The organism is Microscilla marina ATCC 23134 (assembly GCF_000169175.1).
GTDB lineage: Bacteria > Bacteroidota > Bacteroidia > Cytophagales > Microscillaceae > Microscilla > Microscilla marina.
In genome coordinates, this window is record NZ_AAWS01000022.1 from 24063 (window position 1) to 48539 (window position 24477).

10 protein-coding genes are annotated in these 24477 nt (G+C 43.6%); 7 read left to right on the forward strand and 3 right to left on the reverse strand.

The window, feature by feature from the left end; translation table 11 throughout:
- Positions 1–437: 437 nt before the first annotated feature.
- Entirely contained in the window at positions 438–1352 is a 915-nt protein-coding gene (locus tag M23134_RS19970) for a bile acid:sodium symporter family protein (protein ID WP_002699196.1), read from the reverse strand.
- Between the two features lie 756 nt (positions 1353–2108).
- On the opposite strand from M23134_RS19970, the gene M23134_RS19975 reads away from it, so the two are divergent.
- The gene (locus tag M23134_RS19975; protein WP_002699198.1) at positions 2109–11171 is read left to right on the forward strand and encodes a fibronectin type III domain-containing protein; all 9063 of its coding nucleotides are present in this window, start codon (positions 2109–2111) and stop codon (positions 11169–11171) included.
- Between the two features lie 145 nt (positions 11172–11316).
- Here M23134_RS19975 and M23134_RS39965 read toward each other — a convergent pair whose 3' ends face one another.
- Positions 11317–12708: an eCIS core domain-containing protein gene (locus tag M23134_RS39965; RefSeq protein WP_075164051.1), complete on the reverse strand. Its 1392-nt coding sequence runs from the start codon at positions 12706–12708 to the stop codon at positions 11317–11319.
- A 164-nt stretch (positions 12709–12872) separates the two neighbouring features.
- A complete protein-coding gene (locus M23134_RS19985) occupies positions 12873–13775 on the reverse strand; it encodes a histone deacetylase family protein (protein WP_002699200.1) in 903 nt (300 codons plus the stop codon).
- A 594-nt stretch (positions 13776–14369) separates the two neighbouring features.
- Between M23134_RS19985 and M23134_RS19990 the strand changes: the two genes are divergently transcribed.
- The 6 genes from M23134_RS19990 to M23134_RS20015 all read left to right on the forward strand — a co-directional run bounded on the left by M23134_RS19990 (position 14370) and on the right by M23134_RS20015 (position 24471).
- Positions 14370–19658, forward strand: coding sequence for an AAA family ATPase (locus tag M23134_RS19990; protein WP_002699201.1), 5289 nt, complete (start codon positions 14370–14372; stop codon positions 19656–19658).
- 128 nt (positions 19659–19786) lie between these two features.
- Entirely contained in the window at positions 19787–20545 is a 759-nt protein-coding gene (locus M23134_RS19995) for an SDR family NAD(P)-dependent oxidoreductase (RefSeq protein WP_002699202.1), read from the forward strand.
- A 66-nt stretch (positions 20546–20611) separates the two neighbouring features.
- Positions 20612–21049, forward strand: a complete 438-nt coding sequence (locus tag M23134_RS20000) for an SRPBCC family protein (RefSeq protein ID WP_002699203.1) — start codon at positions 20612–20614, stop codon at positions 21047–21049.
- A gap of 188 nt (positions 21050–21237) precedes the next feature.
- Positions 21238–21432, forward strand: coding sequence for a cold-shock protein (locus M23134_RS20005; protein WP_045113952.1), 195 nt, complete (start codon positions 21238–21240; stop codon positions 21430–21432).
- A gap of 151 nt (positions 21433–21583) precedes the next feature.
- Positions 21584–21832, forward strand: a complete 249-nt coding sequence (locus M23134_RS20010; protein WP_002699204.1) for a helicase associated domain-containing protein — start codon at positions 21584–21586, stop codon at positions 21830–21832.
- 278 nt (positions 21833–22110) lie between these two features.
- Positions 22111–24471, forward strand: a complete 2361-nt coding sequence (locus M23134_RS20015) for a fibronectin type III domain-containing protein (protein ID WP_002699206.1) — start codon at positions 22111–22113, stop codon at positions 24469–24471.
- Positions 24472–24477: the final 6 nt, after the last annotated feature.

Sequence of the window (24477 nt, forward strand, 5' to 3'; positions counted from 1 at the left end):
TAAGTCGTTGCCATTACCCGTACACTATTGTATGTCTACATCTCACCAAGCTTGTCCCCTCCTTTAAGCGCAGCTGACCAAGAGAGCAGGTAACGATAGCGAAGAACTTGATCTTGCCAAAAAAGACCACTACAAGTGAGTTTGTATGGGTTTTTAATCAGACTTGGTATAATAAATTCATCACCCGATGAAAATAAGTAATGCTATAATTGGTTAGCTCCCTATGAACCGAATCTATTTCTAAATCCCGATTTACATTTATCGCGGCAGCTTGCTGTGATGAGCTCAATGCAGGAAATAGCACCGATATTCATCGGTATCTAAGGACTTGCCCCTGTCGGGGCTTTTAACTGATAAGTTTGTAATTCGTTGAAAATGAGTGTACTATGGGTTTTTTAGTTGTCTATAAGGTTGTACCTAAAACCTTGTCAGGGCTTTTAAGTCTTTACGGGTCTTTTTGACCAATAAAAAGCCAGTATCAGGCTAGAGCACATGTCCCAAATAGCCCACCAACCCACAATAAGTGCCATTCCGCCTACGCCGCCAAAAAAAGCCATTGTCAATACCACACTTGTGCTCCCGTTTTGAATACCCGTTTCTATAGTAATGGTACGCAAGTCGCGCCCTGGTACTCTAAATACCCTGGCGGTGAGTCCACCTACCAACAAAGCCACTAAGTTGTGTGCCAGTACCAAGCCCAGAAAGTGGAACAAATATTTTACAAAAATACCCAGGTTATCGACAAAAGCACCTACAATAAAAATAACAAAAATAATGAGCGAAACAATGCGGAAAGCCTTGGTGATTTTTTCGGCAAACTGAGGGAAACGGTAGCGGGTAAGCATTCCCAAAAAGGTAGGGATAATGGTGAGTTCTAAGATAACAATGACCATTTCTATAAAATCAATGGTCAGGGGTTTGCCCGAAGCACTTTGAATATCCAGCATATTTGCCCAAAAGGCAAAGTTGAATGGGGTAGTAAACGACGACAGCAAGGTAGTAATGGTAGTAAGGCTGACCGATAGTTCGGCGTTGCCACCTGATAGGTGGGCAATAAAGTTAGACAGAGGTCCTCCGGGGCAGGCGGCCACCAGAATCATCCCCAGGGCAAGGCTGGGGTGTGGGTTGAGCAAGGTAATGAGCCCAAATGTAGCCGCAGGCAACAGCACTACTTGCGACAACAAACCAATGACCACCGAGCGGGGATTGGTCAAAATTTCTTTAAAGTCTTTGGTATGTAGATTGAGTGCTACCCCATACATTACAATGCCCAGGCATATCTTGAGTAAGATTACATTGTCATCGCTAAATTTTAATACTGCCTGATTAAGATCGATTGCCAAAAAGTGCATTAGTGGTATTTGTAATTAAACTTACATTCTTGATTGTACAGCAAATATATGATATTCTGTTTGATTTGTGTACGAATTTGAAAATTACAAGCCAAAGTATTATTTGATGGTTGTATTGCCAATACTCCGCAGTGATTTTAGTCAAAGTTGTTTGCTGTTTATCAGTCATTGATGAATTTAAAAACTATTTAATTGGGTGTTTAGGCGTAAAACCGAAACGCTTTTAAAAATAAAGTGAGTACACAATCTTAATATAAAATACTGGTTTACAGCATTTAACAAGGTGAACATTTACTCAAATCAGCTATGGACTTCCATCTACCGATTTTATAAACCGCTAAAAATCAATGTCCTATAAAATCGGTAAGTTCAAGGTGTAGCACCGATATTCATCGGTATCTAAGGACTTGCGACTTGTCGCTTGAAGCTTGCCCCTGCAGGCGCTATGGACTATTGATTGCTTAAGGGCTTTATAATGAACCGAGCAGAGCAAACAGCATAGTGCTGAATATGAGTACTTGTTGCCTAATGCTCACCCTTGGTAGCTATTTATTAAAACACAGAAAAACTTCTCTCCTATTTTGAACCCACCCAAAAAGTATTGATTATTGTAAGCTTATTTATAAACTACCTGCAAAACAGTAAGATAGAATTAATAGCAAGGCATACCACCCTTTAAAAAGAACAATCAAAAATTATGGTATGATTTTTACCTATTAACCTAAAACATACCAGACATAGAAAAGGAGACAGATTATGGCTTTTAAAATAGACATCCGTAATCAACAAAAGACACCACGCGAAAAAGTTGTGTTGATCGGAACAGGAAAAGGAACCATTCATATAGAACCTCAAAGTAGCCTGCACGCATTGGATGCCGGAAAAGATTGGGTATTGAAAGACGCCCGTTTAAATATTTCGGTGGCTCCCAAGCAAGTAGTATACTTAAATATTACCTCAGTAGCAGCCCCCCAAGGCTATAAGTTTGGAGTCAAGCTTAAGTTTGAAGGTAACCCCTACGAAAAAGTGCTGGGCTACAACCAAGAAGGGAGTTTGCTTACCCTTACGGTGTTGCACAATGGCAGCATAGACGCCGAAATAGAGGAGCAACAAGTGTGGGCGTTTGCCCCTCCGCCCCATGCTTCTACTTTTGCCCTTTCGGTCAATAACCAAATGGCGAACCACCCTGTACTGTATGAAGCAGTCTCGGCAGTATTGCCCGGCAACCCTACGCATAGCTTGCACTTTACCCAAGGCGATTTGTATACCATGCATGGCGAGGTAAAAGCTTGGGTGTTGTCAGAAGCTTGCCTGACAATTTCTATCAACGAAAAGTTTAAAATCCCTCTTAAAATCATTGCATTGCCCAGCCAGCAAAAAGGGTATTTGTCGGCCGTAAGGCTAGAGTATGGGCAAAACAGTCAAACTTTGAATTACAACGACGAAGCCAGCCTTATTTGTCTCACCATATTGCCCGATGGCTCGGTAGAAGCCACCATACAAAACCAAAAAATAAAATTACACTGTCCTCCTCATCCGTCTACCTTTTCGCTGAATGTATACAACCAACAAGAAAACCGTCCTGACATAGGGTATATTCTTTACCGGGCACAAGGCGGTATGAGCAGCACCAATATTATGTCAGGCAATTGTTTTTTCAATCAATTGCCTGAGGCATTGCTGTGGTCACTTAATCGTGCCGAACTGTCTATATCAGTAGCTGCCCGTCAATTAATTTACCTCAATATAGAGGCAGTTTCGGGCGAAGAAACCGGGACTAATCATAAGTCAGGCATCAGGTTTGAGTACGGCAACCAAGTAAAATACCTTGCCTACAACACCCCCGATAGCATGCTTACTTTGTGGGTGAGTACTACCGGAGAAATAGAAGCCACTATTGGCACACAAAGTGTTCACCTTGACTGTCCACCTCACCCGTCTAACTTTGTATTGCATGTAAGCAACGAGCTAAACAATGAGCAGTCCATTACTTCTCACAATAAAACGGTGGCAGGAAAGTCGTTTGAAAACGCGATTTTTACCAAAGATTTTATCACCCCTCCCAAAGTAGCAGAAAATAACCCAGCTACTGAAGAAGTGGTAACGAACAGTGATGAAGGAAGCCTTGCGGTGGCTGAAGAAGTAACCGTTATGGCAGAAGAACCTAAGGCTACGCTCATTACCAGTACTTTAGAAATACCTCTAAATGGCTACACAGCCCATTTTCATATCACTAGTGTATCGGGGCTTGCTGCTGGAGGCGATACTACCTCTGGAGTAAGGCTTGAATATGGAGGATGGTCAGAGTATTTGGGCTATAACACCGAAGGGAGTCTGCTCAATATTACGATAGAAGCCGATGGAACAGTATGGGCAGAGGTAGAAGGCAAAGGGGTGGAGTTTCCGCCAACGAGCCAAAACCCTGAGATACTTAAAGTGCCCGAAGACTTCCGTACAATACAGGCTGCAATAGACGCTGCACACGAAGACAGCGTAATATTACTTGCTCCGGGCACTTATCAGGAAAATATTGATTTTACCGACAAAAATGTACTGGTTGCATCGTTGGCTTACCTTACCGGACAAACCAAGTATATCGCACAAACCGTAATAAAACCAACTGATTCTATTGTGTTTGCCCAAAATGACCAGCGTCAAACTGGCTTTTACGGGCTCACCCTGCAACAAACCAACGACGACCTGGTAATCACTTACCGTGACTCTATTCCAAGTTTTCAGAATTGCGTATTTGTGCTCGAAGACATAGGCAGGGCAGCATTGGTAGCACGCAATAATTCGTTGCCTTTGTTTCGCAATTGCACCATTGTAGGAGGCAACTATGCTTTTGTGATCTCGTCAGGGGCAAACGTAATGATAGACAATTCTATCATTCAGTCAGAATATTTGGTGCGTACCCACAATGTAGAAGAAATGCACCGGGTAATGCCTATGTATTCTACTTTGTTTTTAGAGAATGATCGAAGCAACAAGCAATTTCTCAATTACAACTCGGTGGGCTTCAAAACCAATAGTTCGAGCAAACCTATATTTATCAATCCGCAAGCCAACAACTACCGCTTGCGTGATACCTCATCGGCAAAAAGAACCGGACGAAACAAGTCGGAGGCAGGCGCCTACAATCTCTTGCCTACCATGAAGTTTCAGGAGATATTCAGCAACATATACAATGCCCTCAAAAACCCGCTATTTGTGTACGACAATGATCAACTGTGGATACAGTGGCAACCTTCTGATTTTGTCGATAGTTATGATATCAGCATCAAAGACCTTGATTTTCAGATAGGGCAATTGGTGCAGGGAGAACACCTTCCGGCAGCAAGCCCATCACACTTTGTCCAGGAAACCATCAGCGGCCAACATGAGTTTGTGCTAAATAAGCCGCTAGAGGCAGGCAAAACCTATGAAGTAACCATTGCCCCAAAAATGAGTGAAGAAATAGTACCACTTGCCCACACTTTTCACTTACAGCTGGAGGCAGCCCCTCAGCTTTACCCCAACTTATTGTACTTTGCCCAAAACAACCTGATCAAGGTTTACTGGGAGCAACCAACTGTACCCGTCGGAAACCTGATTTTACTGCTTAGAAAAAACGACCAATTGCTTGCGCTTGAAAGGGATTTGGTAGGCAGTGATTTTAGCTGGGCACAAGACATTAGCACTGACGAATTATACGAAGCCTTGTTTTTGAGCCAACAAATTACTGTAGGTAATGAGGCTTACGAAGAGGGAGAAGTAGTGCAAGTGACTATTAGCCCTGTGTGTAAAACATCGGTGATGCCACTCGATATTACCCCACCTGAGTTGAGCCTGCGTTACGAAGAAGGCAACATAGAAGCCCAGTGGAACAGTGTAGGAGAGGTGTTTACTTATGATTTTAAATGCTGGGAAGACCAGCGACAAGACCACCCATCTTATACCAGACGAACCCAGGAAACGAGTCTTAGTATTAGTGCCAACCCAGTACCCACACCCTCGCAAAATGGCGTACACGAGGCGAGCACCAGCGACAAGGTATGGATGTTTGCCGAAAGGCACGAAAAGATTGAACGGGGTAAAGAATACATTGCCCAAGTACGGGCAGTAGACAAAGACCAGGGCTATGTGGGCGCCTGGAGCCAACCACAACGTGTATTTGCCTTGTTGCCTGACGACCTTCCCCCTCCCGAAGTACAAATAAAGTATACTGAAGGGCATTTAGAAATGCGATGGCAAGCTGTAAGGTATGCACAAGGGTATGACATAGACATTGTAGATGCCGAAACCGATGAGGTGGTGTATCAGAAAACAAAGTTTATGCAAACCTTTTTGTTTGTACACGATGGCATTGACAAAGGTAAAAACTACCGTGTAAAAGTAAGAGCGGTGGCCATGCGTACCGTAGGCAACTGGAGCGAACATGTAGAGGTATTTACCCTGGAAGCCAATGACTTGGCTACGCCTGAGGTGACTTTGCAATACAGCGAGGAAGGCATTAGTGCCAAATGGCAAGTAGTAGAGTTTGCCCAAAGCTATGAGGTAATGCTATTGACCGAAGGTGAGTCAGAAACCTCTACCGAAAATGGTTTTACAGTGATGGCAGACAGTACCCACTGGCAATGGAATGAAAAGATTGAAAAGCACCAACTATATCAGGTAAAGGTGCGTGCGATTGCAGGCAGTGCTCAAGGCGGGTGGAGCAAGACAAGTGAAGTGGTGGCCATTGATACTGAAGACCTGACACCCCCCAACAATATAGTGCTTGACTATGCCGAAGAAGCTATTCAAGTGAGTTGGGAAGCAATGGCTTATGCTAAAAAGTATGAGGTTATTGTCAAAGACCAAGCATCGGGCAATGTAGTAGGTGCCAACCTCACTGTAGACACCACTACAGCAAGTAAGGCATCAGGCATTGATAAGGGGAAAAACTATGCTGTACAGGTGCGCTCAATGGTAGGTGATAAAGCCGGAGAGTGGAGTGAACCTTATGAAGTTTTTACATTGGTTGCCAACGATCTGGAAACGCCCCAGATAAACCTGACTAATCCAGACGGAGGCATTGAGGTAAGCTGGGAAGCAGTAGACTTTGCCCAAAACTATGAAGTGCTGATAAAAGATGGCACTACGGGCGAAAAATTGGAAGAAAACCGTGAGGTAAGCGCACCCATTTGTACATTTACCGAAAACATAGAAAAAGACAAAATATATGAAGTGCAGGTACGCGCGCTTGCCGAGGGTATGCAAGGCGAATGGAGCGCAGCACGCACGATTAAAGTAAAACACCTGGAAGACAAGCTCGAAATTATCAAACAGCGGTTGAGCGAGCAAAAAGAGAACAAAGGCTTTTATGTGTTGAATGATTACACTTTGGGCGAAACCGCTTTGTATGACTCACTGAAGGCATCGTTAGGGGTAGACGAAATAGAACTACACACCCCTAAAGATTTACAAGAACAAGGTCAACAAATATTACTCTCAGGTACTACCCCTTCGCTGTTTGGTATGCCATCGCTCAATATTCAATTAATTTTGATGAACCAAGGTGGCGAGGTACAAACTACCATGCATTTTCAAATGCCCCGTAATTGGACTTTTGCCGATAGTTTTGCCAGCCTTGAGCACACCTATTTCAAAGAATTACAACTACAGGATGCTCAATTTACTTATTCATCGATTGGTTACTTAGAGGCGTCGTGGCAAGTACCTATTACACCAGGGCTGAATTTTTATGCCAAAACTACTTTAAACGAATCGCTGGAGGTAGTGCAACACCTCAACGGTAAGCAAAACAATGCCTTGCCCTTGTCGGGTAAAGTAGCTATCAAAAATGGTTTGCCTGTGATTCAACTTCAGTTTACGGAAAGTAAGTTTGAGCTCAACTATGGCGAAGATACCTTACCAATAAAAGCTTTATTACAAACGGTATTGGCAGACCAGGAAGCAGCCGAAACTACTGAGATAAGGGCGGAAGTTTGTTTGTATACCGAGGCTGACTTTCTTGCGAATGCGCGTTTGTCGGCACGCCTGACTGACCCTAAAGTGGATAGTCTGGAGCTGGTATACGAGGTAAGTACTCTGGTTGGTCAAACAACCGAAGAAAATACTGATACTCCTGACCTTCATACCCCCGAAGAAGGGCAGGAGGCTGAAGAGGAAACCGAAGAAAAACTATCATCGGAAGAACTCAGAACAAGAAATGAGGTAGAGGGTGAAACAAGGGAAGATGGGCGCAAGGCTGAAGATGAGGTAGCAGACAATAACCTGGAAGACCGCGAAAGTGTGACCGAACCTAACCTGGACAACGACGAGGAACTCATGCAGGCTATAGAGTCGATGATTGGTACTCCAAAGCAAAAAAATACAGAGGCTTTACAAGCCAATTTGCAGGAAAATGTAATAGCTTTGTTGAAAGGTTGGGTAGGGCACGACAACGAATGGACAAGCTTATTGCCCGAAAAATATCACCAGGAAACACTGGAAGAAATGCCGGTGAGACAAGTGAGTATGCAGGTGATGTTGTCCAGTTGTAGTATTGTGGCTATGCGCATACAACTTGAACTGAGCAATTGGGCAGCCCTGGCACCTTATTACTCTATCAACAGCCCTCTTTGGGTGGTATCAGCTCAGTATCCGTTTGACAAAACCAACCTTAAGGTAGAGGCTCAGTTAGAAGGGTTTGTGAGTCTGTCTGGTATTTATGTGCCTTTTGTAGCCCAAGCGCCTGATTTTGAACTGGTAGCCGATTGTATAATTGACCACAACCTGGAGGCATCTGACCTCATATTAGACTATGGTGAGACGTCTGATGTGCCACTGCCAGGTAGTTTACCCAATTTTAGTATCACCCGCTTGGAGTTGCGCATAGAACCTCTCAGTGGAGAGTTTTATGTAACAGGGCATTCTGAAACCCCTTGGGAAATAGAAGTAACCCACGATAAAGACTTAAAACTGCAAAATGTAGGGCTTACTATTCGTCGGGTATTGCTGGAGGATGACCTCAAAGTAAAGATGCATTTTTTCGGGTTTATAAAATCAGACGATACACAAATTCGATTGATTGCCGAAAGAACCGAGGGCAATTGGGTATTTAATGCAGACCGTAATTTTGAGCATCAACTGCCAATATTACCCAAACTAATTGGCTACCTTGACGATCACTGGAAAAACGAAATACCTCAAAGTCTTGCTCAATTAAGCAATGGGTTGTTGTTGAAGCACTTGGAAATAAACCTGGGACTGGACAAAGCCTTTAACTTGTTGGTAGAGTCTAAACCAGGCTGGACTACCGATGAGTTTTTACCCACAGTGGTTTCGTTTGGCTTACAAAACTTTGAGTTAAGTATTAGCAAGCAAAGCGGCGAAGAGATCAGTGGTCATTTGTCTGGCGAGTTTGACTTGGGCAAGAAGATTTTCTTTCCTTTGATTTTCGCCCTTCCGTTTGACGAGAAAAACTATTTGTTTTCGCTGGTACATTTCAACGAAGCGCTCTCTACTCCTCAGTTTAGCGACCTGCTGGCGTTGGCAAATCCTGATTGGGAACACCGCTTGCCTGATGCGTTGCAACACCTAGAGACTGAGAGTGACCTGGAGATTCAAAATTTTCAGTTGTTGTACCTGGAAGACAATGCTGATATTCCTGAAAAAACTTTCATTATGGAAGTGAGTACGAGTCAAAACTGGGAAGGCTGGCAACTCATTAAAGATACAAATATTTGGATAGACCACGCCGGACTGCGTATTTTCAGAAGTACCAACGATTTGCAAAGCGAGTTTGACTTTAGATTGTTTGGCAATTTGCCCATAGGCACAGGGGCGGTTTCGCTTAGTATGCCCGTGCCTTTTGAAGTCGACACCCACAGCATTCGCCTGGACTCAATACTGGAACAACCCTCGCTACAGGAAATGGTAGCATTGGCAGCCCCCGCGCTGGTCAATGCCTTACCCAAAGAAATTGCTTCGCTGGAGCACAATGTAATACTCAAAGATATTACCTACAGTCAGGCAAGTGGTACGCCTTGTTTCAGAATGATTATTACCAATACAGAAGATTGGGAAGGTTGGCAGCTTACCGCTGAACCTGTGCCTTTGCACTTGTCTGCTTTTGAATTACACATTGTGGCAACGCTAGAAGGGGCAGAAGCAAAGATTATGGCACCAATCAAAATATTTGGGGAACAAACCACTTTAGAACTGCCACTGAGTGCTTCTGAACCTATGCATACGGCCATTTTATGGCAACCCCAAGCTGCTCAATTGGGCGATGTATTGAGTAAACTATTTGACAAGGCTGACATAAGTGAAAGCCTGCAACAACAAACACTGAGAAACTTTAGTGTCGCCTATAGTTTTGCCGAAAATGCCCTGCTCATAGATGGAAACTGTGGCGATATTCGCCTTGAGGGACTGGGGCTATTTGAAGAAGTGCAGTTAAAGGCCCGGCTGGAAGCAGACGAGTTACCTTCGTTGGGTTTACAGGGTAAATGGCATGGTCATATTTACGAAACCTTTTACCCCTTTAAGTTTTTGTTGCCTCAGGCAGGGCAAGATAGCGAACAAGACTTGCCTTATGTAAGCATTGTAGAAGATGATGATTTTCCGGCAATGCATCGCCTGGATGGGGCAAACGCAGCCCATAGTCTAAGCAAAATGGGCGCACCAGTAACTACTATTGCCTGGGTGTTGGTACACCCGCCTTATTTGCATACAGTTGCCGAAACTGCACAAATACTGAAAGAACAAACCCGTTTTGATGACATCAATGCGATTAGACAAGGGATTGTATCGATTGACTCTACCTATGAAGAAGTAAAGGAGTTGATTGCATTACTTGGGTCGCTCAAATCTAAGGAGGGTGAGGCATATTTTACCAGTGAAGAAATTATGGAGGCATTGCTTGAGGGAAGTGCCGATATGAGTACCACGCAGCTTGCCAAAATGCTAAAGTCGTACAAGGACGACCCCATAGAGGTAGCCACTATGCTTAAAACCTCGCTGAGCAAAACCTTGATTGGAAAAGACCCCAAAATGGTTGCCGCAGGAATGGTAGAAGCTATGAATGGTGCTGGGTATGAATTGCCTGCCATCACCGCTGCCTTAACAATGCATTTTACTGATATACCCACCAACGAGCAAATAGATTTTTATGTACATGCGCTCAAGGACACGTGCGACGTAGAAGCACTTGCCAAGTCTGTATATCAGTTGTCGCAGCGCAAACTTACTTGCGATACGTTGGCGGTGGCTATGCAAAAAGCCAATTACGAAATGGTAGACATTGCTCAAGGAGTAAAACACGCCTTTACTAGTTCGGTACTTGCCGAACACTTGCCTTCTAAGGTGGTAAAGGCTTTGAAAACGCTCAAAAAAGATTTTCTTACCATTAGCACTGTTTTGCCTCGTACCTTTGACGACTTCAAGGCAGAGAACCTTGCTACAGCACTTAAAATGAACTATTTTAATGCCCAGGATGCCGCGCTTGCTATGAGGTATTTGTGGACTACCATAGAAACCAACGAGATGATAGACGCGCTCAAGGGAGCTCGTTATTCGTTGTCGTCAGTGTTGTTGTCATTGCTTGACATCAAAGAAGTAGCCGGGCAATTGCAACAGGCACAAAGTAGCCAGCGCGATATTGTAGACGCCTTGCGTGCAATTGGGGTAAGCGCGAACAAAGCAAGCGTGACTTTGCTAGAGTTTTTCCCTGAAATTACTTCGGCAACAAGCCTCACCAATGCGTTGCAGCAAGGTGGCTATACTACCGAACAAGCCGAAGCTGCAGCAGCGCTCATGGAAAAGTTAGATAAACTGGAGCCAGAGGGTTAGAGACACGGTTTTTAAATCCTTGGGATCATATTACAAAGCGGAGTATTTTTAACCAATACTCCGCTTTTTTTTGTTCAATCGAGTTCAGGTATTCGCAAAGCTACTTATTTGTGTGCTTGTAATAAAATTGCTGTCTTTTTGCTGGTTAGGTAATGTCAACCCAATCACTTTTATCTAAATGGGCATTAAATAACACATCCATCTCTGTACCGTTTACATCAAGCCAGTAGTGGTTGTCAAATTCCCAGTGGTCGTTGCGGTTGGGTGTGGTACCATCAAATAATGGCTTGGTATTGTTTACCCTAAATGCATTATCTTTGCTTTTTATGTTGATATTTGTGAAGCCAAATATATCAACCATAATGGTACGAATAGATTCTGATAGTGTACGGCAGTCTCCTCCATTGTTTTGTCCCGAAAGAAAGTTCAAGGCACTGTGATGCGTGCCATTGTAGGTGAAATAGCCTGTTTGATTAATGTTATTTAAAAGTTTAGTGACTACCGCTGTAGCGCTTTGTGAAATGTCTATGCCTCTTACTATATTTTTAATTCTGGGGTTAGACCGTTGATGCTTTTGTACATCAGGAGGGGTAAAACCTCTCCTCATCCCGCCTCTTGGTACATTTCGCATAGTGTCTCGTACAGCATTTTGGGTATAGTCATCTACCAAACGGGTGGTTTCTTTGCCGCCAATGGCCGACTCTCTGATCCAACCTCTATTACCCTGACTATCGGTAACCCACACGTGGTTTTTGGAGCCAAAAATGAAACCAGTGGTAAACTTTAATTCACGCGCGTTGGGTGCCACTCGGATGACCTCTCCTTTGTTCAATCCTGTGATCTTTTCTTTTTTGTCGTCATCGCGTAGGTTGGCATCTTCCTTTGTAATATAAGTACCCGCCGCATACAGTTGTACCGGAGACGATTGATTGTTGCTTGTACTTGTATTGGTACTATTGGTAGTAGAGCGTGTGTCATCTGTATTGTTCGATTTCATTTGCAAAGCTTTAGCCCCTATGTCATCGGCTTGTTTTTCCAGGCGAGGGTCGTTATTGATGCTGGTTCCATTGTTGGCTTGCACTGTAGGTTTTACAATGCCCTGTTTTTGTTGGGCTACATGGGTAAGCTCATGTCCCAGGTGCTTTTCTTTGCCAGGTGCCAAGTGTACCTGGTTGCCTTGAGCAGTGGCTTCGGCCTGCAGTTGTGCAGGTTTGCTTGAGTTATAGTGTACTTTGGTATCCGACACATCTGTTCCCATGAGTTGTCCCACGTTCTTCTTTACTTGTGTCTCTTTATTATTATTTTGCCTTCTTTTTATAGGCTCTTGTTTTGCTTGTATAGGTGGCTTTTGCCCTTCTTTGCTGGCATAAGCATTATTTGAGTTTTTACGTTGTATTGGACGTTGTTTCGCTTGTATAGCGGGATTGTTTGTAGTAGGTGTTAACTGATTTGTTCCCTTAGAGGGGTGCCTGGTTTCGGCTACTTGCTGTACAATTTCTTGTGGTAGTTGGGGTGTTTTTTTTTGAGTGTGACTCATGCGCATATTTGGTTTGTGCTATATATCTGATAAAGAATTTATTTAAAGTAAGAATTATCTTTTAAATAACCTATGTATGACTCAAAGTTAGCTTTTTGACCCTGTTTCTATTACCTTACGCTAAACGTATTGCCGCAAGCCAACAAACTTAAAGCCTTGGCAACCTAAAAAAATATTTCTTGTGCCAAACGGTAAGTATTGGTGTGCGCATTGACAATATCAGCTATTTTGGGTGAATAGCCCCCACCCATACTCACCGCTATGGGTAATTGGTGTTGCTTGCACAAATCAAATACTATTTGGTCACGTTGACGACAGCCGTCAATGCTCATCCCCAACCTGCCTAGTTTATCAGTGGCAAGTACGTCTACCCCTGACTGGAAAAACACAAAATCGGGTTTGACCTCGGCCACCAGGCCAGGCAATGTTTTACGCAAAGTAGTCAAGTAAGTCATATCGTTGGCACCATCGGGCAGGGCAATGTCCAGGTCAGATATTTCTTTGCGTAGAGGGTAGTTTTTTGCGCCGTGCATGCTAAATGTAAATACCCGGTTGTCGTATTGGAAAATTTCAGCAGTACCATTGCCTTGGTGTACATCCAGGTCTATTACCAATACCTTGGTTGCCAGTTGTTTGTCGAGCAGGTAGTGTGCCGCAATGGCAATGTCGTTCAACAAACAAAAACCTTCCCCCCGGTCAGTAAAGGCGTGGTGAGTACCTCCGGCAATATTTAAAGATACCCCCAGCTCTAAGGCATACAAAGCACAGTCGATAGTACCCTGAGCAATGACTATTTCGCGGTGTACCAAACCAGCCGATAATGGAAAACCAGTGCGTCGGGCTTCTTTATGGCTTAGCTCCAGGTTTTTGAGGCGTTGCCAATAAACTGGGTCATGGGCTTTTAATATCCACTCTTCGGCTACTGGCAGGGGGGCAAAAAAACTGTCAGGCTCTGCGATGCCCTCGTAGAGCAATTGTTCGGGCAAGAGGTTATATTTCTCCATAGGGAAACGGTGCCCTGGAGGTAAGTGGTGGGCGTATATATCAGACCAGGCTATTTTGAGCATTTGTATGATTTTGTTGTTGTACCAATAGTTTACAGATAACCTATTAAAAAGCCAGATGGTTATTAGTATTACTACTTATAATCTTGTAGCTCTTTTTATCCAGGTATTCCATCTTTGGCGCCATTCCCAAGACTTGGCGAAGGTAGTAAATTTGTGCTTTTTTAATTGAATGTCCAGGGCTGATATTTTGGGCAAAAGTTGCTTGGTTTTAACTTTGTACGCCTGATCAGGACTTAATTAAATAAAACAATCAGCCAAAGTTAAATATCAACGTCCGCTCTACTTTCTGCAAGAAATTTGATTAGAAAAATGTGTAGTTTCCTTTTAACTTATTATCTTAACCAACAGAAGCTTAAGCCCTGACCAGTGGTATCACTTTGCTGTTTATATGTATGTTGAGAATGCTGTTGTTACAGCATCATTTTTAATCACATGTTTAGAACAAGCGCATAACCCTACCACTTATACCCAATCTTGCACCTGAATAGCAGGCTTTAATATCTTGATTGAATTACGAACAGAAGCAACACAATCACGATTTGTAAAAAATAATTGCACTAAAGTATGGAGCCAACCCAGACGAAATCTACTAGAATGAAGTTGATCTATGAAGGCAATAAATCTTTGATTTACTTGCGCGAACAAGGAGATTTGTCGCCTGTGGCAATCAAAACCCTTAAAGAAGAATTTCTAACCCCACCTCAAATCACCCGATTGTACAATGAATACGAAATACTAAAATCTCTCAATATCAAGGGGGTGCTCAGGGCACACGACAAGGACGCACTAGCTGGCAAGCCCTCGTTTGCAATGAATTACTTCAATGGGAGTAAAATTACTAGTATGGCGCCGTTAACCACCGAAACTTTAAGCGATTTCTTGGACATAGCCATTGGGGTAAGCCACACATTGGGCAAAATACATGAGCAATACGTTATTCATAAAGATATAAGTCCTGCCAATATACTGGTAAACCCTGTTACCAGAGAAACCCGCATCATTGACTTTGGTATTTCGTCAAGGATCAACTACAACCAACAATACATAGGCAACCCCGACCAATTGGAAGGTACCCTGGCGTATGTGTCGCCAGAGCAAACCGGACGAATGAACCGGGTAGTAGATTACCGTACAGACTTGTACTCGTTGGGGGTTACTTTTTACGAAACATTGACTGGACGGCTGCCCTTCGAAACTAAAAACTCGCTGGAGTTAGTACACTGTCACATTGCCCAAATTGCTGAACCTCCCCATTTGCTCAACCCTGAGATTCCTGTGGTATTGTCTGACATAGTCATGAAACTTATGCAGAAAAACGCCGAAAATCGCTATCAGTCGGCATATATACTGGAAACCGACCTGCAAAAATGCCGGACACAATGGGTGAATACCGGAAAGGTGGAGGCATTTGATATAGCACAACAAAACTTTTCGCGTTTGTTTCAAATCCCCGGAAAGCTCTATGGCAGGTCACACGAAGAACAACTTTTGATAGAGGCAGTAGAGCGCATTGGCAGTGGGGCTACCGAGCTTATGTTGGTTACGGGGTATTCGGGTGTGGGTAAATCGGCATTGATTAATCAGGTACATAAGCTATTGATTGAAAACCAAGGCTACTTTATCAGTGGCAAATACGATCAGTTTCAGCGTAATATCCCTTATTATGCCATTCATCAGGCACTTAAAAGCTTTATTAGGCAATTGCTCACTGAGAGTGCCCAAGTGCTTGATCAATGGAGACAAAATATACTCGCAGTCATTGGCACCAATGGACAAGTACTCATAGATGTGTTGCCATCGCTCGAACTCATTATTGGACAACAACCCCCATTGCCTGCTTTAGGGGCTGCCGAAAGTCAACACCGCTTCCAAATGGTTTTCCAACAGTTTTTACGCGTGATCAGTCGCCAAGAGCACCCTTTGGTGATGTTTATTGACGATTTGCATTGGGCAGACTTGGCGTCGTTGAATTTGCTGAAAGTGTTGATGGAGGATGTAGAAAATCAATATTTGCTGGTAATAGGTGCCTACCGCGACAATGAGGTATACGAACAACACCCCCTGTTTATGGCGCTGGAAGACATTGCCCAAACCGATGCTGTGGTAAGCCGCATTACGTTACAGAACTTGTCTAAAAAAGACGTGCGTCAATTAATTTCCGACACATTGCACAGTACTCCAGAGGCTACCGAGTCGCTGACCGAACTGGTATATAGCAAAACTTTGGGTAATGCGTTTTTTGTGCGCCAGTTTTTAACCTCACTTTATGAAGAAAAACTGTTGTGGTTCAATGCTGAAGATGCCGATGAGGTTTGGGGGTGGGACATTGCCCAAATAGAAGCCAAAAACATTACTGACAATGTAGTAGACCTGATGGCAGGTAAAATACAGCGGCTTTTGCCCGAAACCCGTCATATTTTGAGGCTTGCCGCCTCTATAGGCGATCACTTTTCTTTGCATACGCTTTCGCTGATTTATAAAAAATTACCTACCCAAACTTTACAAGATTTATGGAGCGCCATTGCTGAAGGGCTAATTTTACCGCTCGATAACCACTACAATTTATTGCTCAACGGAGAACTTGACAATGAGGATGCACAAAAAATTAATTGCCAGTTTCGCTTTTTGCATGATAGGGTACAACAGGCAGCCTATTCGTTGATAGAAGACGAAGAAAAAAAGCGTATTCATTACGAAATTGGACAACTGCTCCTAAAAAATCTGGCAGAAGAAGCTTTGGAAGAGCACATATTTGATGTGGTGGGGCACCTCAACCTGAGCACGGATGTGCTGCCCGATGGCAATGAAAAAATAGCCTTGGCAAAACTCAACTTGTTTGCTGCCCAAAAAGCTAAAGAAGCTACTGCTTATCAAACAGCTGTCGACTATTTGGCTGTAGCCTTGGAACTCTTACCTCAAAATGCCTGGCAGAACGTGTATCGCCTTACTTGCGACATACACCTGGAAAAAGCAGAATGCGAATACCTCAATACTAACTTTGATGCAGCCTTTGCCTTGCATACGTACATTGTGGAGAACACCGATGAACCCCTCGACTTGGCAAAAATATATGAAACGATGATTTTGTTGTATACCAACCTGGGCAACATGACCGAGGCGGTCATGTACTGTAGACAAGTGGTAGGTATATTGGATGAGCCCATTCCCGACAGTCCCGCCAAGCTGATGGTAAAGGTACAGCAAAAACTCAGGTTTATTCAGGAGTTTCTTCAGGACAAAAGCATAGAAGCTTTAGGAAGCTTGCCCTCAATGGAAGACCAGGAAAAACTTGCTTTGATGAATATATTGGTAAAAAGCGTGCTTCCGGCTTACCAAACCGACCAAAGGCTGGTGGCATTGGTGATTACTACCATGGTAGAAACCTCGTTTAAATACGGTAATACCCCATTTGCGGCGTACGGCTATGCAATGTTTGCCATTTTGCAAGGAGCAATGTTACACGATTACCCTGCCTCGTTTCGTTTTGGACAAACGGCTATGGAGTTGGCAAACCAACCCAATGCAATGACCATGAAAGGAGCCGTGCACTTTGTTTTTGGTAATTTTGTGTCGCATTGGGGGCAACCCCTACAACGCAGCCTTGAGGTGTTTAAAGAAGGTTTTCAGAGGAGCCTGGAAGGGGGCGACCACATACATACAGGGTATTCTGCGTCGCGCTACCTGATGTACAGTTTGTTGCATGGGCACCCACTAGACCAAGTGCACAACGAAGCCAATAATTATACTGATTTTTTACGCAAAAAGGCCGATTACACTTGTCGTGAAATGAGCATTGCCATTCGGCAAATGGTGCGTTGCATGCAAGGCAAAACCCCCGAAACCGCAAGTTTTGACAGTAAAGGTTTTGAAGAAGCTGCTTTTGTAAAAGCTTTTGAAGCCAACTTGTTCTCTTTGTCGCATTTTTACTTGTTAAAAATAATGACTTACTACCTTTTGGGTAAGCCTCAAAAAGCCCAGGAGCTGTTGCCGATTGCTGACGAAGTAATGCCAGGCAGTACGGGATCTTATGTAGAGCCTGTATACAACTTTTACCATAGTATGACCACCCTTGCCATGCTTGCCCAAACCGACCAAAGCCAAAAAGAGATAGCCCTTGCCAGGGTAAAAATAAACCAACAACAAATGAAGGTATGGGCGGATAGCTGCCCGGAAAACTACCAACATTTATACTTATTGGTGACCGCTGAACAAATTCGGGTGACTAGCAATGGCTTCGATGCACTGGACTTTTACCTTGAAGCCATTGAGCAAGCCAAAGAACAGAAATTTACCCACCTTGAGGCATTGGCAAACGAGTTGCTGGCAGTTTTTTGGTACGATAAAAACAAGCTCAGGTATGCCAAAAGTCACCTCAAGCAAGCATATAGGGGTTACAAGAAGTGGGGAGGACGGGCTAAACTGGCTTGGCTACGTGCCCGGTATGGAGACGAGGTGTTACCAAAAGAAGCGTTCCGAAGCCGGGGCAACTTGCGGGGCAAAGCCGCTACACCAAACCACGACACCCATCAGGCTACCAAGGATACAGCATCGGCCTTAGACCTTGCCTCTATCATGAAGGCGTCGCAAACCCTGGCCGAAGAAGTACGCATTAATCACTTGATAAGCAAGATGTTGCAAATTGTGATTGAAAATGCCGGAGCGCAAAAAGGCGTATTAATTAATGTAGAAAATGACCAGCTAAAGGTAGTGGGTGAGGGAGATTCGAAAGAGATAAAAATGCTTGAAACCCCCGAACCGTTAGAAGAAAGCCTGAAAGTGCCCCAAAGCATTATTAATTATATTTCGCGTACTCAAAAATACCTGGTGCTTGACGATGCCTCTCAAATTGAAGAGTTTTCGCGCGATGAATACATACAACAGCACCACCCCAAATCGGTTTTATGCTTTTCGGTATCAAGAAAAGAAACCTTGATATGTGTGTTTTACCTTGAAAACAACCTCACCAATCAGGCATTTAGCGATGATCGGATTCGTTTGCTGAAAATGCTCTCTACCCAAATGGCCATTTCTATTGAAAATGCCTTGTTGTATGACAACCTGGAGCAAAAAGTAGTAGAGCGTACCAATGACCTCAACAACGCACTTACCGACGTAAAGGTAACCAATATGAAGATCATGGACAGTATTCGTTATGCCAAGCATATTCAAACGGCTATTTTGCCTTCTGGCAAAGACCTGGGAGAGTGTTTTCAAGATCATTTCGTGCTTTTTGTTCCCAAAGATGTGGTTTCGGGCGACTTTTATTGGTTGAGCAAGGTAGATGGCTATACTTTTATCGTCGTGCTTGACTGTACCGGGCACGGAGTACCAGGGGCTTTTATGAGTATGGTAGGCAACACTTTATTGAATGAAATTATCAATGAAAAACGAATATTTGAGCCCAGCGATATAATGAATGCCTTACACCTGGGGGTAGAAAAAGCCTTGCGACAACGCGAAACAGACAATTCTGACGGAATGGACTTGTGTTTGTGTCGTCTGGAGCCACAAGACACAAGCACCATACTTATTTTTTCGGGTGCCAAGCGCCCACTGTTCTATGTAACCAATGGCCAGTTTGGTGAAATCAAGGGCGATCGAAAGTCGATAGCTGGTTGGCGTGGGGGCGATGTTAAACATTTTACCCAGCATCAACTGGTGTTGAAGGAAAATGATTTGCTGTATTTGAGCACCGATGGTTACGCAGATACGCCCAACCCCCGACGCCGTAGTTTTGGTAAGCGGAGGTTGATCCAGTTGCTGGAGAGTATTCACCCCGAAACCATGGAAAACCAAAAACGGCTACTGGAGCAAAACCTGGAAACCCACCAAGATGGTGTAGAACAACGCGATGACATTACCATTATGGGACTTAAAATGTAGGTTTTGCTGACTTTGAATGATTGTAGCTCAGCATATAGTGGTATTTTAAGTGCTTACCCATCAATAAAAGCACTCACCATTCCACCCGATTATTTGAATTAAAAAACAAAATTGGCTAAAATTGATCTATGGAAATTAGTCTACAAGGAAAAAACATACTGGTGACTGGAGCCAGTCGGGGCATAGGTGCTGCCATATCCCAGCAATTGGGTAAATCGGGGGCAAGGGTTGCCGTACATTATGGACGCAATGCCGAAAAAGCTCAAGAAGTAGCAAACGCTGCGGGCAATGGAGCGCAGGTTTTTAGGGCAGATTTAAACAATGATGTTGCTTGCCAACAATTGTTTACCGATGTGGTAGCCGCCTTTGGTGGGGTAGATGTATTGGTAAATAATGCGGGTATTGCCATTCAGTCATCGCTGGACGCCACTCATGAACAATGGGTGCAAGACTGGAACCAAACCATGCAGGTAAACCTAACAGCAGCAGCTATTTTATCGCGGCTTGCCATCAAACATTTTCAGCAAGGCAGCGGTGGGCGCCTTATTCATATTGCTTCTCGGGCGGCTTTTCGGGGCGACACTGCCGACTATATGGGGTATGCCGCATCTAAAGCTGGCATGGTTGCTCTGAGCCGTTCTATAGCCAGGGCGTATGGCAAACAGGGCATTACTTCTTTTGTGATTGCACCAGGTTTTACCGCCACCGAAATGGCTCAAGACTTTATAGATGAGTACGGGATGGAGTATGCCATGCAAGGAGTGGCGCTTGACCGCCTGACCAAGCCTACCGACCTGGCACCTACTATAGTGTTGCTTGCCAGTGGTTTATCAGACCATGCTACTGGGTGTACTATAGATATAAATGCGGGCAGTTATGTGCATTAGCTCCAAAAAACAATTGTCTTACAGAGTTGGTTTACCAAATAAAAAGCTGGCAAACAGATTAAAATTATGCGACTTAAAATCAGTACTTTGGTAAAACAGCCTTATAAACAAGTATTTGCTGGGTTTGACCAGGACTTGTTTGTAAAACTTTCGCCCCCTTTTCCTCCAGTAAAACTATTAAGATTTGACGGATGTAAGGTAGACGATAGGGTGGCTTTGCGCCTAAATTTTATTTTTTTCAAACAAACCTGGGAGAGCCTTATTACCGATTACCAAGACAACGAGGAGGAAGTATCGTTTGTAGATGAAGGAGTAAAATTACCGTTTTTCCTGAAATACTGGAAACACCACCATCGCATAGTAAAGCATGGGCAACAAACACACATTGTAGATGATATTACTTTTAAGACTCCTTTTTTCTTATTCGATTATTTGATGTATCCGGCACTGTACCTACAGTTTTTATATCGTAAGCCAGTTTACCGCAAGGTGTTTGGTGCTTAGCTGGGGGAGTTGGTGATTATTTTTTAGAGAGTGAATAAAAAATTATTTAATGTTTTAAAGCATTGATACATAGTGACTTAGTGAATGTAAAGCTCTTTTTGAGAGAATAATTGTAAAAATAAGTTGCCTGAAACTATCATAAGAACTTTTAATCACTTACCTTTATACTTTATTACAAAATTATTATAATGAATACAGGAACAGTAAAATTTTTCAATGAATCTAAAGGATTTGGATTCATTACCGATAATGAGTCAAATAAAGAATATTTCACTCACGTTTCAGGTCTTTTAGACGACATCCGTGAAGGTGATGAAGTAGAATTTGACTTACAGGAAGGTAGAAAAGGATTAAATGCAGTAGACGTTAAACGTATCCGATAAGCATTGACATTTTCGTTGCAGTAATGCAACGTCTATATAGAAATCCAAGCCCTTGTTCTCTAAAAAAGAGTAAGGGTTTTTTTGTGCCCTTTATTTAGTATAACCTCTGGCAATCCTACATCATTTTTTACCTCTACTCTATCTCCTATGGGTGCAAAGTGGCGGAGCGATTCCAGTGGGGGCGGCCTGGAAACAAAGCTTTGAAGCACTCAAGGCATTCAACGAAGAGCACGGACATTTCAGGCTATCTAAAAAACAACCCAGGCAAAAAGGTCTAAGTCATTGGGTTGATCACCAAAGGGCTTGTTTTAAAAAAGGAATTTTATCCACCGTCAAAATAAATTTACTGAATAGTATCGGTTTTGTCTGGAATCCCCCCAAAATTAAGAAAACCAACTAAACCTTACCCCGACAGTTTCAAGGGCAAATCAGTGGGGTAAATCTACTTAAAATGACTATTTTTGAAGAAATAATGCCTGCCTTTCCACATTTTCAAAATATTTTTTGTTAAAAGTGTCCAAAACCACCACTGAGATGGGTATATCTAATCGATAGCCTTTCAGTCAATAGCCAAGACAAACAAAAGCCAACAGCTAAAATTCAACGGAGCCCAAAAGCCAAGAACAAAAAAGCTAACGGCTAAAGCTCAAAACCAACTACTTAAACCAAACCAAGGTCATGCGTATCCATTTATTCAAGTGCCTTATTATTGCGGGAGCTTTGCTCTTAGGAGCGAGTGGTTATACCACCGCCCAGCAAAATTACAGTGTCAAGCTCATCGCTACCGTAGCGAGACCAGTGTCGCCCTACCTCTCAAACTTCGGATACAGCCACTCGCTTCAATTGACCATGATTTTAAACGGTTTAACTTCTTATTCTGGCTATTTACGAATCAAATTGGAAAGCGTGGATGGGCGGGGAATTGTCATACAAACCAGGGACAATTATCGACCTTTGCTCGACCTGGGACCTAGCCAGACCCTCAGCGGTGTAGAATTGGGCGAATATTTTAAACAGGAACATTTAGAGTTTGTGGGGCTAAGTAGGCAACAGTATTTGAGAACGAGGCGTATTCCTGATGGTATCTATAGGTTGTCCTTCTCATTCGTGGATAGATTTAGAGCCAATGTCTTGGTGTCTAATGTAGACATTCTGTCGCAAAAAACACTGAGGGTATTTGCTTTGCAGCCACCCATTCTGAATTTTCCGCTAATGATGAGTCAGACCAATCGAAGCAATCAAAGCTTAAAACCCATTCCGATCAGTTGGACAAGACCCGCCAACACTCCTTTCAATCCTGAGTATGAATTAGTATTGAACGAGCTACGCCCCGATTGTCAAAACCAATATGCGAATATAAACGCAAATAACCAAGCCGCCAGCCGAATATCTCAAGGCGAAATATTCAATTGCCTGGGTCCCGAAATATTTCGTGCCAGCACAACTAGCCTGACTTACAACTATGGCATGCAAGCCGAACCTGCCCTGGGCTTGGGCAAATGGTACGCCATTCGCATCCAGGCGCGCGACCCCCAGGGCAGAACCTTGTTTATCAACGACGGTGTGAGTCAGATTCGAGTATTTCGTTATGGCAAACCCTGCCCCATCCCGATTCGCTTAAAGGCAACTGCCCTCAATCCCTACCAGGTACAACTCGACTGGGATGCCCTGCCCGACCACACAGGTTATACCCTACACTTCAAGCGCGAAGGCGATGCCTACAAATGGTACACCAAACGTGCCCTTTCCAACCGCACCCAAATCAACGATATGGAACCCGGAGTGTCCTATTCGTTCAAACTTACCGCCAACTGCAATGCCTTTGGCAGCGAAGAAACCGCCACCGTAGATTTTAGAATGCCCACCCCCAAGCCCACCGGAGTACAATGCGGCAAACCCTTGGTGGTAGACCTCAGCAATCAAACTCCTATCTCAAATTTGCGAGTAGGCGACAAAATAATGGCAGCCGACTTTGAATTTACCCTGGTAGAAGTCAAACCCCTGGGGGGAGGTTGGTTTTCCGGGCGAGCCTATACCCACATCAATTATTTTCAGGGAGCCAGGGTATTTGCCCGGTTCGACCGCATCAAGATCAACACCGACAAACGCCTCATTGATGGGGAATTGACGACCACTGGGGCAGGTACCCAAATCATACCCGACGAGTGGCGCGACCAGTACCTGAGCTTTACGGGCGAAATCAACAATTTATTTGACGAGATAGAAAGAGGGCTGGACAAGATAGACCAGGCAATGGGCAAAATAGACCAGGTACTCAAAAAAGTAGAACAGTGGGTAAAAAACTACAATGGCCCCGACAAAGCCGAGTTACTGGAAACGATCCAGATTGGTAAAAAGGCGATTGAGGAGGGGAAGGAGGCAATGGATAAAGGCAAGGTAACAGAAGGGTTAAAAAAGTTGAAAGATGGCAGTGGGAAGGTGATCAAGGCAGCGACCAAAATCATTGGTAACCGTTTGCAAAAACTCTTTGCCAGCCTCAAAGACATTATCAAAGAAATAGTACAGGAGCTAAAGGGTAAGAGTAAAAAAACAATTAAGAAGAGTCAGACTGAGCAAGCAACTCAGAAGAAAGAAATGGCAGTAGCCATTGAAGAGATACAGCGCAAACGGGCTGCTATGAGTTTACCAAAACCCAAAGAGGAGGTCGATACTGGTGCGGTAGCGGTCATCTATTTTTATGAAGTCCCCAAGCAGGTAGAAGTTTCAGAGGAGGAGTGGAGGCAACGGACAAAAAATGGTGCAATGGCTCGCTGGGCAAAAGCCAGAGACAAGTTGGTTTCTGTAGTGAGCAAGCTTAAAATAGAACTTTTTAAATTTGACACGCTTACAAAAATGAGCGGAGGCCAATTACTGGAAACCCTCAAAGGCAATATTCAAAAAGACATTGAGTCGTTGGGACAAGGACTGATTCAAAAATTTATGGAGGGAGATGGAATAGAGGCACTTAAGGTGTTTATTCGGAAATTTATCCACGAAAAAATTGACGAACGTATTCGTGTAATTTACAAAAAGGACTAAAAACAT